The organism is Streptomyces sp. PR69 (genome assembly GCF_026420845.1).
Taxonomy (GTDB): Bacteria; Actinomycetota; Actinomycetes; order Streptomycetales; family Streptomycetaceae; genus Streptomyces.
This window is the reverse complement of the sequence record NZ_JAOWCB010000001.1, coordinates 110,763-124,004: the sequence shown is the minus strand read 5'-3', so window position 1 is coordinate 124,004 and position 13,242 is coordinate 110,763. Positions and strand designations below refer to the sequence as shown.

Genomic DNA, 13,242 nt, shown 5'->3' with positions numbered 1-13,242 from the left:
TGCCACGGGAGGTGTCCGGCGGGACGTTACAGCGGCTTGCGCATGGCGCGGTCCGCGACGCCGTCGGCTACCCGCACCGCGTACGGGAGGCGGGACGCCGCGCCGGCGGTCTGCGCAGTCATACGCTCTCCGCGGTCATGCGCTTTCCGCGGTCATGCGCCTATGCGCTCTCCGCGACGATCTTGTCCAGGGCCGACTGGAGATCGTCGGGATAGTCGCTCGCATACTCGACCCACCGGCCGTCCGCCGGGTGCTCGAAGCCCAGCCGCACCGCGTGCAGCCACTGCCGGGTCAGCCCGAGACGCTTGGCCATGGTCGGGTCGGCGCCATAGGTCAGATCGCCCACGCACGGGTGCCGGTGCGCGGCCATGTGCACCCGGATCTGGTGCGTACGGCCGGTCTCCAGCTTGATGTCCAGCAGGGACGCGGCGCGGTACGCCTCGATGAGGTCATAGTGCGTCACGGACGGCTTGCCGTCCGCCGTCACCGCCCACTTGTAGTCATGGCTGGGATGGCGGCCGATTGGGGCGTCGATCGTTCCGCTCAGCGGGTCCGGGTGTCCCTGCACCAGCGCGTGATAGCGCTTGTCGACGGTGCGGTCGCGGAACTGCTGCTTGAGCAGCGTGTACGCACGCTCCGACTTGGCGACCGCCATCAGCCCCGAGGTGCCCACGTCCAGCCGGTGCACAATGCCCTGCCGCTCCGCGGCGCCGGACGTCGAGATCCGGTACCCGGCGGCCGCGAGACCGCCGATCACCGTGGGCCCGCTCCAGCCGGGGCTCGGGTGCGCGGCCACCCCCACCGGCTTGACGATCACGACAATGTCGTCGTCGTCATGGACGATCTCCATGCCCTCGACGGGCTCCGCCACGATCTGCACCGGCGCGGGCGCCTGCGGCATCTCCACCTCAAGCCACGCGCCGCCGCGCACCCGCTCGGACTTGCCCACAACCGAGCCGTCGACCTGTACCTTCCCGGCCGCGGCCAGCTCGGCCGCCTTCGTACGGGAAAACCCGAACATCCGGGAGATGGCGGCGTCGACACGCTCGCCTTCCAGGCCGTCGGGTACGGGCAGGGTGCGGATCTCGGGAATCGTGCTCACCCGACGAGTATGCCTTGTCAGTCCTTGTGCACGGTCCCGTCGGGGTCGAGACCCTTGAAGGAGAGGATCACGATCAGAAAGCCGCCGCAGACGATCGCGGAGTCGGCGAGATTGAAGACGGCGAAGTGCGCGGGGGCGATGAAGTCGACGACCGCGCCCTCGAAGACGCCGGGCGAGCGGAAGATCCGGTCGGTGAGATTGCCCAGCGCACCGCCCAGCAGCAGACCGAGCGCGACCGCCCAGGGCATGCTGTAGAGCTTGCGCGCCAGCCGGACGATCACGACGATCACCACCGCCGCGATCAGCGTGAAGATCACCGTGAATGCCTCGCCGATGCCGAAGGCGGCGCCGGGGTTGCGGACCGCCTCGAACTTCAGCAGATCGCCGATGATCTCGATCGGCTCATGGTTCTCCAGCTTGGCCACCACGATCGTCTTGCTGACGAGGTCGAGGAGGTATGCGAAGACCGCCACCCCGAGCAGCACGGCGATCTTGCGCTTGCCCTTGGGCTGCTCTGCCGGGGCCGCAGCCTCGTCGTCCAGATCTGGGGTACCGATGATGCGCTCCGCCTCTGCCACGTGAGTCCCTCAACCTAGGTGCCTGACTGACGTCGAGGGTACGGCACACACCTGCGGAGTCAGCCTCGGCGTTCCTGCTTCTGCTTGCATTCGACGCAGAGCGTGGCGCGGGGGAACGCCTGCATCCTGTGCTTGCCGATCGGCTTGCCGCAGTTCTCACAGAGGCCGTAGGTACCCGCGTCGAGCCGCTCCAGCGCATGCTCGGTCTGCTCCAGCATCTCCCGGGCGTTGGCGGCGAGGGCCAGCTCGTGCTCCCGTGTGATGTTCTTGGCCCCGGTGTCGGCGTCGTCGTGGCCCGCGCCCTCGCCGGAGTCCCGCATCAGGCCTTCCAGCGCCTCCTCCGCCGCGGTGATCTCCGCCGTCAGCCGGTCGTACTCGCTCTGCAACCCCGCGCGGGCCTCGGCGATCTCCGCGGGCGTCCACGGCTCCTCGCCGGGGCGCACCGCGAGCTCCCCGGGCGGCGTCCCGGCGGAGGTACGGGCCGTGGGCACGGCGGTGCTCGCTGCTGCGGTCTTCTTGGCTGCCACCGTCCTGGCTCCTGTCTGCTGTGCGGCCTGGGCCGCCCCCTGGGCCGCGGCTGCGGCCTTCTTCGCGCCGGCCTTGGCGGTCGGCGTCTTCTGCGCCGCCGTCTTCGCGGCAGCGGCCTTCTTCACGGCGGTCTTCTTCGCAGCGGTCTTCTTCGCGACCGGCTTGGTCGGGGCCGCCTTCTTGGCCGCCGCCTTCGTGGCAGCCGCCTTCTTGGCCGTGGTCTTCGCAGCTGTCTTCTTGGCGGCGGTCGCGGGCTTCGCGGCGGCCGTCTTCTTGGCAGCCGTCTTCTTGGCCACGGTCTTCTTGGCCGGAGCCGTCTTCCCTGCGGCAGTCTTCTTGGCGGCCGTCGCCTTCTTCGCAGCGGTTTTCGCGACCGCCTTCTTCGCGACCGCCTTCTTCGCGGCCGCCGCCTTCGCCGTCGTCTGCTTCGCCGCGGCCTTCTTCGCGGCGGCGCCCTTCGTGCCGCCCGAGCCCTTCGCAGCCGCCGCTTTCCTCTCGGCGGTCTTCTTCGCCACCATGGCCGCGGCCCCTTCACATATTGTGATCTTGCTCGCGAATCGTTCTGGGACGATAAATCGACCCCAGCCCTGCGGCAACGGGGCACGCCGCCGATTCAGCCCGCCCCCTGACCGCGATGAGTCGAGCCTGCATCCGTTGTGCCCAGCTCCCCGCCGCGTAATCCGCCACTCGGGCGACACCGGACCCCGCGGGACGTCATATGACCATTCGGGTCAACCGCGCCCCGTCCGGATGCCGCGCCGCGGCCGTCGCGAAAACCGGTCCGCCGGGAACCCGACGGGCCCGTACACTGGGCGGTGCGAAAGGCGACGATGGGGACGAGTAGCGTCGTACGCAGCCATGAGCGACCCGGGGACGGTGCGAGCCCGGGGGCGAGCGCGATGTGAACCATCACCCCTGAGCCGCCGGAAGAAAGCCCCGGACCCGTCCCAGACGTCCCGAGGCGAGTAGAACCGGCATCGCGGCCTCAATGAGGGGGCTCACCGGCCTGGCCGGCGAGCCAAGGAGGGTGGTACCGCGGGAGCACGCAGCAGGCGCTCTCGTCCCTCCGGCGGAACAGCGAATGTCCGTTGGAGGAGCTCGTCGATGACACCACCCCAGTACCGCCAGGTGCCCGCCCAGGTCGACCTGCCCGCGCTTGAGCACGCCGTGCTCGACTTCTGGCGCGAGGCCAAGATCTTCGCCAAGAGCCTGGAGCAGTCCGAGGGCCGCCCCGAGTGGGTGTTCTACGAGGGCCCGCCGACCGCCAACGGCATGCCCGGCGCGCACCACATCGAAGCGCGTGTCTTCAAGGACGTCTTCCCCCGCTTCCGCACGATGCGCGGCTACCACGTCGCCCGCAAGGCCGGCTGGGACTGCCATGGCCTGCCGGTGGAGCTCGCCGTCGAGAAGGAGCTCGGCTTCTCCGGCAAGAAGGACATCGAGGCGTACGGCATCGCGGAGTTCAACGCCAGGTGCCGGGAGTCGGTGACCCGCCACACGGACGCGTTCGCCGAGCTGACGACGCGCATGGGGTACTGGACCGACCTTGACGACGCGTACCGCACGATGGACCCCTCGTACATCGAGTCGGTGTGGTGGTCCCTGAAGGAGATCTTCAACAAGGGCCTGCTGGTCCAGGACCACCGGGTCGCCCCCTGGTGCCCCCGCTGCGGCACGGGCCTGTCGGACCACGAGCTGGCTCAGGGGTACGAGACCGTCGTCGACCCCTCCGTGTACGTCCGCTTCCCGCTCACCTCCGGTCCGCTGGCGGGCGAAGCGGCCCTCCTGGTGTGGACGACCACCCCATGGACCCTGGTGTCCAACACGGCCGTGGCGGCGCACCCCGACGTCACCTATGTCGTGGCCACGGACGGCGAGGAGAAGCTGGTCGTCGCGGAGCCGCTGCTGGAGAAGGCCCTGGGCGAGGGCTGGGAGGCTGTCGGCCGCACCTTCACCGGCGCGGAGATGGAGCGCTGGACGTATCAGCGCCCCTTCGAGCTGGTCGCCTTCGACGAGCCCGCGCAGTTCGTCGTCAACGCCGAGTATGTGACGACCGAGGACGGCACGGGTCTGGTCCACCAGTCCCCCGCCTTCGGTGAGGACGACCTCAAGGTGTGCCGCGACTACGGCCTGCCCGTGGTGAACCCGGTCCGTCCCGACGGCACCTTCGAGGAGGACATCCCGCTGGTGGGCGGCGTGTTCTTCAAAAAGGCGGACGAGGCCCTCACCGCGGACCTGGACGCCCGCGGCCTGCTGTTCCGGCATATCCCGTACGAGCACAGCTATCCGCACTGCTGGCGCTGCCACACCGCGCTGCTGTATTACGCCCAGCCGTCCTGGTACATCCGCACCACCGCGATCAAGGACCGGCTGCTGGCGGAGAACGAGCGTACGAACTGGTTCCCCGAGTCGGTCAAGCAGGGCCGCTTCGGCGACTGGCTGAACAACAACATCGACTGGGCGCTGTCCCGCAACCGCTACTGGGGCACGCCGCTGCCGATCTGGCGCTGTGAGGACGGCCATCTGACCTGCGTGGGGTCGCGCGCGGAGCTGACCGAGCTGACCGGCGAAGACCGTTCGGACCTCGACCCGCACCGCCCGTTCATCGACGAGGTCACCTTCCCCTGCCCGCAGTGCCGGCAGACCGCGACCCGCGTCCCGGAGGTCATCGACGCCTGGTACGACTCGGGGTCGATGCCCTTCGCCCAGTGGGGCTACCCCTACCGCAACAAGGACGTCTTCGAAAAGCGCTACCCGGCGCAGTTCATCTCGGAGGCCATCGACCAGACCCGCGGCTGGTTCTACACGCTGATGGCGGTCGGCACCCTCGTCTTCGACAAGTCGTCGTACGAGAACGTCGTCTGCCTGGGCCATATCCTCGCCGAGGACGGCCGCAAGATGTCCAAGCACCTGGGCAACATCCTGCAGCCCATCCCGCTCATGGACCAGCACGGCGCGGACGCGGTGCGCTGGTTCATGGCCGCGGGCGGCTCACCGTGGGCGGCACGGCGCGTGGGCCACGGCACGATCCAGGAGGTCGTCCGCAAGACACTGCTGACCTACTGGAACACGGTCGCCTTCCAGGCCCTGTACGCGCGCACGTCCGGCTGGGCGCCGTCGGAGGCGGACCCGGCCCCGGCCGAGCGGACGGTGCTCGACCGCTGGCTGCTGTCCGAGCTGCATGCGCTGACCGACCAGGTCACCCAGGCGATGGAGGCATACGACACCCAGCGCGCGGGCAAGCTGCTGTCCGCGTTCGTCGACGATCTGTCGAACTGGTATGTGCGCAGGTCGCGCCGCCGCTTCTGGCAGGGCGACGCGGCGGCCCTGCGCACGCTGCACGATGTGATCGAGACCGTCACCCGGCTGATGGCCCCGCTGGTGCCGTTCATCACCGAACGGGTCTGGCAGGACCTGGTCGTACCGGTCACCCCGGGCGCCCCGGAGTCGGTGCACCTCGCCGACTGGCCCGAGGCCGACCTCACGGCCGTCGACCCGACGCTGTCGCAGCAGATGCTCCTGGTGCGGCGGCTGGTCGAACTGGGCCGGGCCACACGTGCGGAGTCCGGGGTCAAGACCCGTCAGCCGCTGTCGCGTGCGCTGGTCGCGGCGTCCGGCTTCGAATCCCTGTCCGACGGGCTGCGGGCGCAGATCACCGAAGAGCTGAACGTCACCTCCCTCGCCTCCCTCTCCGAGGTCGGCGGGTCGCTGGTCGACACCACGGCCAAGGCGAACTTCCGCGCGCTCGGCAAGCGCTTCGGCAAGCGGGTGCAGGCGGTGGCCAAGGTGATCGCCGAGGCGGACGCGGCGGCGCTGTCGCTGGCGCTGCGGTCCGGTGAGGCCACGGTCGAGGTCGACGGCGAAACGGTCGTCCTCTCCCCCGAGGAGGTCATCATCACCGAGACGCCGCGCGAGGGCTGGTCCGTCGCCTCCGACTCCGGCGCCACGGTCGCCCTCGACCTGGAGGTCACCCCGGAACTGCGGCGCGCGGGGCTCGCGCGGGACGCGATCCGGCTGATCCAGGAAGCCCGCAAGAACAGCGGCCTCGATGTCGCCGACCGGATCGCGCTGCGGTGGCGCTCCGCGGATGCGGAGGTGGGGGCGGCGCTGGCCGAGCATGCGGGGCTGATCGCGGATGAGGTGCTTGCGACGGACTTCGCGGAGGGGGATGCCGACGATGCGTACGGTGCGCCCTTCACGGACGAGTCCCTGTCCCTGACCTTCCGCCTCCGCAAGGCGTAACCACGCGCCGCGCTCCGACAGGCCCGGCCACCTGGGGTGGCCGGGCCTGTTCTGTTCCCCCTGGGGCGTGGGCCCCCCTTCCCGAAACTGGGGGCTCCGCCCCCAGACCCCCCTTCGGGGAGAGGAGGGCTGCGGGGCTGCCGCCCCGCGCCCCAGAGGCGGCAGCTTCGCGCCGCCCCCGGCATGACCTCCACACGCCTGCGCCCAATGTCAGCCCCGTCGGCAACTGAGGCGCACACCAGTCCCGCGTAGGGGCACCTCCGTGGGGCCCCCCGGACGGAGTCCGGGGGCGTGGCCGGGGGAGTTTGAGGCGCAGGAACCAGAAACCCAGCCCCGCCAGCGCTTGGGGCACGGGAACCAGAAACCGAGCCCCCCCTTTGAAGCGCAGGAGCCAGCACAATCAGCCCCGCCGGCGCTTGAGGCGCAAGACCCAGAAACCAAGCCGCGTGGGGGTACCCCTGGGGGCACCTCCGTGGGGGTCCCCCCGGACGGAGTCTGGGGGAGGTAGCTGGGGGGGATTGAGGCGCGGGGGTCCGGGGGCGGAGCCCCAGGAAACGGGGGCTGGGGCTTCAGCCCCAGGTTCGGGAAGTGGGGCCCGCAATCCCAGGGCGTAGGGGAGGCGAGCGGGCAAGACAAGGCCCGGGCCCGGTACGTGACGTACCGGGCCCGGGCCTGATGCCTGCCGACGGCTACGCGTTCAGCGCGCCCGCACCCGCCCTCAGTTGTCGTCCTCGTCGATGAGGAAGCCCCGCATCGGCGACGGCGCCTGCTGCATCGGCTGCGGCGCCTGCGGCCGCACCGGCGCCATCGGCTGGGTCATCGCCGGGGACATCTGCTGCTGACCGCCGTACGACGGGCCGTTGGAGGAGCCGCCGCTGTGGCCGCCCATCGAGGGGCCGGAGCCCATGGACTGGTTGCCGCCGTACGAGGGGGCGCCGGCCGGGGCCATCGACGGGGAGGCGGGGAGCGACGCCGTCGCGGGGGTGCGCGGCGGGGCCAGCGAGTCGTCCGCCTGGGTTTCCAGCTGACGCAGCTGGCTCTCCAGGTAGGACTTCAGGCGCGTGCGGTACTCCCGCTCGAACCCGCGCAGGTCCTCGACCTTCCGCTCCAGGGTGGCACGCGCCGACTCCAGGGAGCCCATGGCGACACGGTGCTTCTCCTGGGCGTCCCGCTCCAGCGCGTCCGCCTTGGCGCGGGCGTCGCGCTCCAGGCCCTCGGCGCGGCTGCGCGCCTCGCCGACGATCTTGTTGGCCTCGGAACGGGCCTCCGCGATCGCCTGGTCGGCGGTCTGCTGGGCGAGCGAGAGCACACGGGCGGCGCTGTCGCCGCCGGGACCCTGGCCCGGCTGCGGCATCTGCGGGCCGTGACCGCCCATGGGGCCGCCCATCGGTCCGCCCATGGGGCCGCCCTGCATGGGGCCGTGCGGGCCCTGGGGACCCTGCGGACCCTGGGGTCCGCCGTGGCTGGGACCGGCCGGCAGCTGCGGAGCCCCGCCGGGCAGCTGGGGCGGGCCCATCTGCGGGGGCTGCTGCTGGACCGGGGGTCCGGATATGGCGGCGGGCACCGGACCGCCGCCCTGGCGGTCCTGCGGCGCCTCCTGCTGTTTGCGCATCCCCTGCTGTTGCTGGTTCTGCGCGGCGGCGCGGGTGGCGGCGGCCAGCTTGGCGCGCAGGTCCTCGTTCTCGCGGAGCAGGCGGGTCAGTTCGGCCTCGACCTCGTCGAGGAAAGCATCGACCTCGTCCTCGTCATAGCCTTCTCGGAGACGGACGGTAGTGAACTGCTTGTTCCGCACGTCCTCGGGGGTCAGCGGCATCTCTTCTTCACCTCTACGTAGTCGTCGGCAGTCGGCAAGACCGTATCGCTCACAACCATCACCCCACGTTGCCCACGATGGAGATGAGGATGTAGACGATGATCATCAGAACGAAGAAGGACAGGTCGAGTGCCACGCCCCCGAGACGCAGCGGCGGGATGAACCGCCGCAGAAGCTTGAGCGGTGGATCGGTGACAGTGTAGGTGGCCTCCAAGAGGACCACCATCGCCTTGCCGGGTTGCCATGAACGTGCGAACTGGAAGACATAGTCCATGACCAGCCGGAAAATCAGCACGACCAGGAAGCACACCAGCGCGATGTAAACCACATCCAGTGCCACGCCCATCCCGCGCTTCCCTCTCCCCTGGCTCTGTCGATTCCGGCCGGTCGGCCGGGTCGTTCCCGGTGTCGTGTTCTCAGCTCTGGTTGAAGAATCCGCCCTCTGCGATGCGGGCCTTGTCCTCCGCCGTGACATCGACGTTAGCAGGCGACAACAGGAACACCTTCTGCGTCACCCGCTCAATGCTGCCATGCAGACCGAACACCAGACCGGCAGCAAAGTCGACAAGTCGCTTTGCGTCCGTGTCGTCCATCTCCGTGAGGTTCATGATCACCGGAGTGCCCTCACGGAAGTGTTCCCCGATGGTACGGGCCTCGTTGTAGGTCCGGGGGTGCAGTGTGGTGATGCGGTAAGGCTCCCGCTCGGACACGACTTTGGGCATGATCACAGGGGCGTTCTTCTCCAGGCTCGGACGTTCAGGTGTGATAGATGCCACTGGGGCGATTCGCGCCGAATGCCCGCTTTCCATGGGAAGCGGCGCCGGGTCACGCGGCGCGGGCGGCTGCACCGCGCGCACCGGCTCCTCCCGCTCCACCTGGTGCGGGGGCTGGTGCCTGCGGTGGTCCCGCTCGAGCTCCGGCTCGGGTTCGAAGTCGTCGTCGGGGTCAAAGCCCCGGCCGTCGTACCCATCGTCCTCCACGAGGCCGAGGTAGACCGCCATCTTGCGCATCGCGCCGGCCATTCTCTGAGTCCTCCGCTCTGTGGTGGATCGCCCTTGTCACAGACATCGCAGCGTCACCAAGTGCCCGCGATCCACTCGGCCGTCCCGCTTTCGGCGGGAATGACCATATTTTCTGCTGTGGTCCGACTTGCTTCGCGACGTTACCCGAGCCGGGGGCGGACTCCGAGTACCGCGGTGCCGATGCGCACATGTGTCGCTCCAGCGGCCACGGCGTCTTCGAGGTCCGCACTCATCCCTGCTGACACCATGTTTGCAGCAGGATGGCCTGCGCGCAGGCGGGATGAGAATTCCATCAGCCGCTCGAACGCCGCCCGTTGTCTTCCGGCGTAGGGTCCGGCGAGCGGCGCGACGGTCATCAGTCCGTCGAGCCGCAGTGCGGGCGCGTCCGCCACGGCCGTCGCCAACTCCTCGATGCCGTCCGGCGCCACGCCCCCTCTCTCACCCCTGTGGCCGGACTCGGCGTCCAGCGCCACCTGGATGAGACACCCCAGCTCACGCCCGGTGCGCACCGCGGCCGCGGAGAGCGAGTTCACCAGCTTCAGCCGGTCGACCGACTGCACGACATCGGCATAGCCCGCCACAGAGCGCACCTTATTGGTCTGCAGCTGTCCGACGAAGTGCCAAGTGAGATCCAGATCCGAACAGGCGGCGGCCTTTGGCGCCGCGTCCTGGTCGCGGTTCTCCGCGACATGCCGCACACCGAGCTCATGGAGCAGCCGTACATCGTCGGCCGGGTAGGTCTTGGTGACCACGATGAGCGTCACTTCTTCCCGCTTCCGGCCCGCGGCCGTGCAAGCGGAGGCGATACGTTCCTCCACCGCGGTCAGATTCCGGGCGAGTTCGGTCTTGCGGTCCGTCATGCCTCATCCAGCCAGACATATCCGGCGAGCCGCCCGGTCGTGCGGTCGCGTCGGTAGGAGTAGTGGTCCCTGGACTCCAGGGTGCAGATCCCCGAGCGGTGGCGCCGCCGCACACCCAGCGCTTCGAGCTGGGCGTGCACCCCGGCGGTGACGTCGACGGCGGGAGTGCCCCAGCTTGTCTCGGACCAGGCGGCCGGTTCTGCCGCGGCCACATCAGCCCGCATCTGTCCGGGAACTTCATAGCAGCGTCCGCAGACGGCCGGTCCGGTGCGGGCGATGATGCGGCCGGGCTCCGCGCCCAGCGATCTCATCGCCTCGACCGCGGCGGGCACCACGCCCTTGGCCATTCCCGGCCGGCCGGCGTGGGCGGCCGCGACCACTCCCGCGACCGGGTCGGCCAGCAGTACGGGGGTGCAGTCGGCGGTGAGCACGGCGAGGGCGAGCCCTCTGCGCGCGGTGACCACGGCGTCGACCGGTGTGGCCGGTCCGGCGGGCCAGGGTCCGGTGACGACGGCGACGTCCTTGCCGTGCACCTGGTTCATCCAGACCACCGCGTCCGGGTCAAGGCCGAGCGCCTTGGCCGCCAGCTCGCGGTTGGTCCGTACGGCTCCGGGGTCGTCGCCCACGGCGCCGCCGAGGTTGAGCTCCTCGTACGGAGCGGCGCTCACCCCGCCCCACCTGTCGGTGAAGGCGAAGTGCGCGCCGCTCTCGTGTATCGCGTCGGGCCGCACGGTCACTTCAGAAAGTCCGGGACATCCAGCTCCTCCGCCGGGCTGTCCTGGTACGGACGGGCCGGCGGGACCTGCGGGGACGCGGCCGGGGCGGAGAGGTCGTTCGCCGCCGGGACGGGCTCGGCCGGGGCGGCGGGCGGCTCCTCGCGCAGCGGCACGGCGCCCAGACCGCTGGAGGTGCGCGGCGGCTCGGCGGGGGTCCGCGCCGGAGCGGGCGCCGGCTGCTCCTCCCGCTTGGTGGAGGAGGAGCCGATCACATTCTCCCGGCGGGCGGGGGGCTGGCCCCCGTCGAAGCCCGCGGCGATCACGGTGACCCGCACCTCGTCGCCCAGCGCGTCGTCGATGACCGCGCCGAAGATGATGTTGGCCTCGGGGTGGGCGGCCTCGCTCACCAGCTGGGCCGCTTCGTTGATCTCGAAGAGTCCGAGGTCGGAGCCGCCGGAGATGGACAGCAGCACACCGCGCGCGCCGTCGATGGACGCCTCCAGCAGCGGCGAGGAGATCGCCATCTCGGCCGCGGCCACGGCACGGTCGTCGCCGCGCGCGGAGCCGATGCCCATCAGCGCCGAACCCGCCTCGGACATGACCGACTTGACGTCGGCGAAGTCCAGGTTGATCAGGCCGGGCGTGGTGATGAGATCGGTGATGCCCTGGACGCCGGAGAGGAGCACCTGGTCCGCGGACTTGAACGCGTCCAGCACGCTGACCTGGCGGTCCGAGATCGACAGCAGCCGGTCGTTGGGGATGACGATAAGGGTGTCGACCTCGTCGCGGAGGGCCGCGATGCCGTCCTCTGCCTGGTTGGCGCGGCGGCGGCCCTCGAAGGTGAAGGGGCGGGTGACCACGCCGATGGTCAGCGCGCCCAGCGAGCGCGCGATGTTGGCCACGACCGGTGCGCCGCCGGTGCCGGTGCCGCCGCCCTCTCCCGCGGTGACGAAGACCATGTCGGCCCCCTTGAGGACCTCCTCGATCTCCTCTCGGTGGTCCTCTGCCGCCTTCCGGCCGACGTCCGGGTTGGCCCCGGCCCCCAGGCCGCGGGTGAGTTCGCGGCCGACGTCGAGCTTGACGTCGGCGTCGCTCATCAACAGGGCTTGTGCGTCTGTGTTGATCGCGATGAACTCGACGCCCTTGAGACCGACCTCGATCATTCGGTTGATGGCATTGACACCACCGCCGCCGACACCGATGACCTTGATGACTGCGAGGTAGTTCTGCGGTGCTGCCACGTCGAAGGCCTCTCGCCTCGAGTTACGTGTCGCCGCTTCGCGGTTGCCCGCGCCGCGACGACGGATGCCGATGGGGACGGTCCGAAATGCCGACCCAAACCCTAACGTTGAAGTTTAGGGTTACCAGTGTGTCCGTTCGCTGGACTCTTCCGAACAGGACACTAAGTCGACAAGCGGCGCACGTTCAACGAACACGCCGAACCTCCCGTTTTTCTTTTCACCCTATGTGATCAGCGCTTGCGCTGACCAACCAGGGTGCTGGCCAGCACGTATGCGCGTCAACTCCCCGTTGCCGCAGGGGCGGTAGGAGCGCTCACATCGAAGTGCCGCGCACCTGGCTGTGCTTTCATCAGCGCGGTGAGCGCCCGTGCCTTCGCGGTTCCCTGCTCACCGCTCCCCCACACCACGGTACGGCCGCCGGTCAACTCGACTGAAATATGGTCGTATGAGCGCACCGCGATGCTGCGGGTCTCCTCGGCGACATCGGCGGGCAGCTCGCCCCGGACCCGTACGGCTTCCATGACGAGCCGTTCGACGCCGAAGCGCCGCAGACTCGGCGAGGAGTCCGCTTCGAGTTCCAGGAGCGGCACACCCCGGGGGGCCTTGGCCACCGTCGCGAACCGGACGCCCTTGGCGTCCACTTCCACGAATGCGCCGCCCTTCTCCAGCAGCAGGACGGGCCGGCGCTCGCTCACCTCGAGAACGACGGTGTGCGGCCACGACCGCACCACGTCCACCGAGTCGATGCGCGGGAGCCGCTTGCGCAGCCGCTCCTCGACGGCGTCCGTGTCCACCGAGGCCAGCGGTGCGCCCATGGGAACCTCGGCGGCCGCCCGCACCTCCCCCGGGGTGAGCACCTGGACGCCGTCGGTGCGCACCCGCTCCACCCGCAGCCACTGCGAGCCGTACAGCGCCCAGACCGCGCCGGCGGTCAGGGCCAGCACGGCGACGGCGATGAGCAGGGCGCGGGGGCCGGGCAGCCGGCGGCGGGCGGGGTACGCAGGACGCGGCGGGCGGACCGGGCCGGAACCAGAGCCGGAGCCGGAGCCGGAACCAGAGCCGGAACCTGACCGCTCGTCGGAGCGTGCCCGTTCGCCGCGCTGTGCGGCAGCAGTCCGTCCGGCCACGCTCCGGTCTCCT

Annotated in this window: 11 protein-coding genes; 1 reads left to right on the top strand and 10 read right to left on the bottom strand. The window is 70.2% G+C overall.

Annotated features, from left to right (window positions below; translation table 11 throughout):
- Positions 1–160: 160 nt before the first annotated feature.
- From OF819_RS00545 to OF819_RS00535, 3 genes are read right to left on the bottom strand one after another with little or no spacing between them, the layout of a single operon-like run.
- The gene (locus OF819_RS00545) at positions 161–1,102 is read right to left on the bottom strand and encodes an RluA family pseudouridine synthase (protein WP_267241242.1); all 942 of its coding nucleotides are present in this window, start codon (positions 1,100–1,102) and stop codon (positions 161–163) included.
- A gap of 17 nt (positions 1,103–1,119) precedes the next feature.
- Positions 1,120–1,680 (bottom strand): signal peptidase II, encoded by a 561-nt coding sequence (gene lspA / locus OF819_RS00540; RefSeq protein ID WP_267241241.1) that lies wholly within the window; start codon positions 1,678–1,680, stop codon positions 1,120–1,122.
- Positions 1,681–1,739: 59 nt separating this feature from the next.
- Positions 1,740–2,726, bottom strand: a complete 987-nt coding sequence (locus OF819_RS00535; protein WP_267241240.1) for a TraR/DksA family transcriptional regulator — start codon at positions 2,724–2,726, stop codon at positions 1,740–1,742.
- Positions 2,727–3,312: 586 nt separating this feature from the next.
- Here OF819_RS00535 and ileS point away from each other — a divergent pair.
- A complete protein-coding gene (ileS, locus tag OF819_RS00530) occupies positions 3,313–6,450 on the top strand; it encodes an isoleucine--tRNA ligase (RefSeq protein WP_267241239.1) in 3,138 nt (1,045 codons plus the stop codon).
- A gap of 718 nt (positions 6,451–7,168) precedes the next feature.
- On the opposite strand, the gene OF819_RS00525 is transcribed toward ileS, so the two are convergent.
- The 7 genes from OF819_RS00525 to OF819_RS00495 form a co-directional block, all read right to left on the bottom strand.
- Complete coding sequence (locus tag OF819_RS00525; protein ID WP_267241238.1) at positions 7,169–8,263, bottom strand: DivIVA domain-containing protein; 1,095 nt, start codon at positions 8,261–8,263, stop codon at positions 7,169–7,171.
- A gap of 58 nt (positions 8,264–8,321) precedes the next feature.
- Positions 8,322–8,609 (bottom strand): YggT family protein, encoded by a 288-nt coding sequence (locus OF819_RS00520; RefSeq protein ID WP_240139787.1) that lies wholly within the window; start codon positions 8,607–8,609, stop codon positions 8,322–8,324.
- A 70-nt stretch (positions 8,610–8,679) separates the two neighbouring features.
- A complete protein-coding gene (locus OF819_RS00515; protein ID WP_267241237.1) occupies positions 8,680–9,285 on the bottom strand; it encodes a cell division protein SepF in 606 nt (201 codons plus the stop codon).
- 140 nt (positions 9,286–9,425) lie between these two features.
- Entirely contained in the window at positions 9,426–10,145 is a 720-nt protein-coding gene (locus tag OF819_RS00510; protein ID WP_267241236.1) for a YggS family pyridoxal phosphate-dependent enzyme, read from the bottom strand.
- The gene (pgeF, locus tag OF819_RS00505) at positions 10,142–10,882 is read right to left on the bottom strand and encodes a peptidoglycan editing factor PgeF (RefSeq protein ID WP_267241235.1); all 741 of its coding nucleotides are present in this window, start codon (positions 10,880–10,882) and stop codon (positions 10,142–10,144) included. Before pgeF ends, OF819_RS00510 begins: the two co-directional genes overlap by 4 nt.
- A complete protein-coding gene (ftsZ, locus tag OF819_RS00500) occupies positions 10,879–12,102 on the bottom strand; it encodes a cell division protein FtsZ (RefSeq protein ID WP_267241234.1) in 1,224 nt (407 codons plus the stop codon). The genes pgeF and ftsZ overlap by 4 nt, the downstream gene beginning before the upstream one ends.
- A gap of 278 nt (positions 12,103–12,380) precedes the next feature.
- On the bottom strand, positions 12,381–13,229 hold the full coding sequence (locus OF819_RS00495) for a cell division protein FtsQ/DivIB (RefSeq protein WP_267241233.1): 849 nt from the start codon (positions 13,227–13,229) through the stop codon (positions 12,381–12,383).
- Between the last annotated feature and the right edge of the window lie 13 nt (positions 13,230–13,242).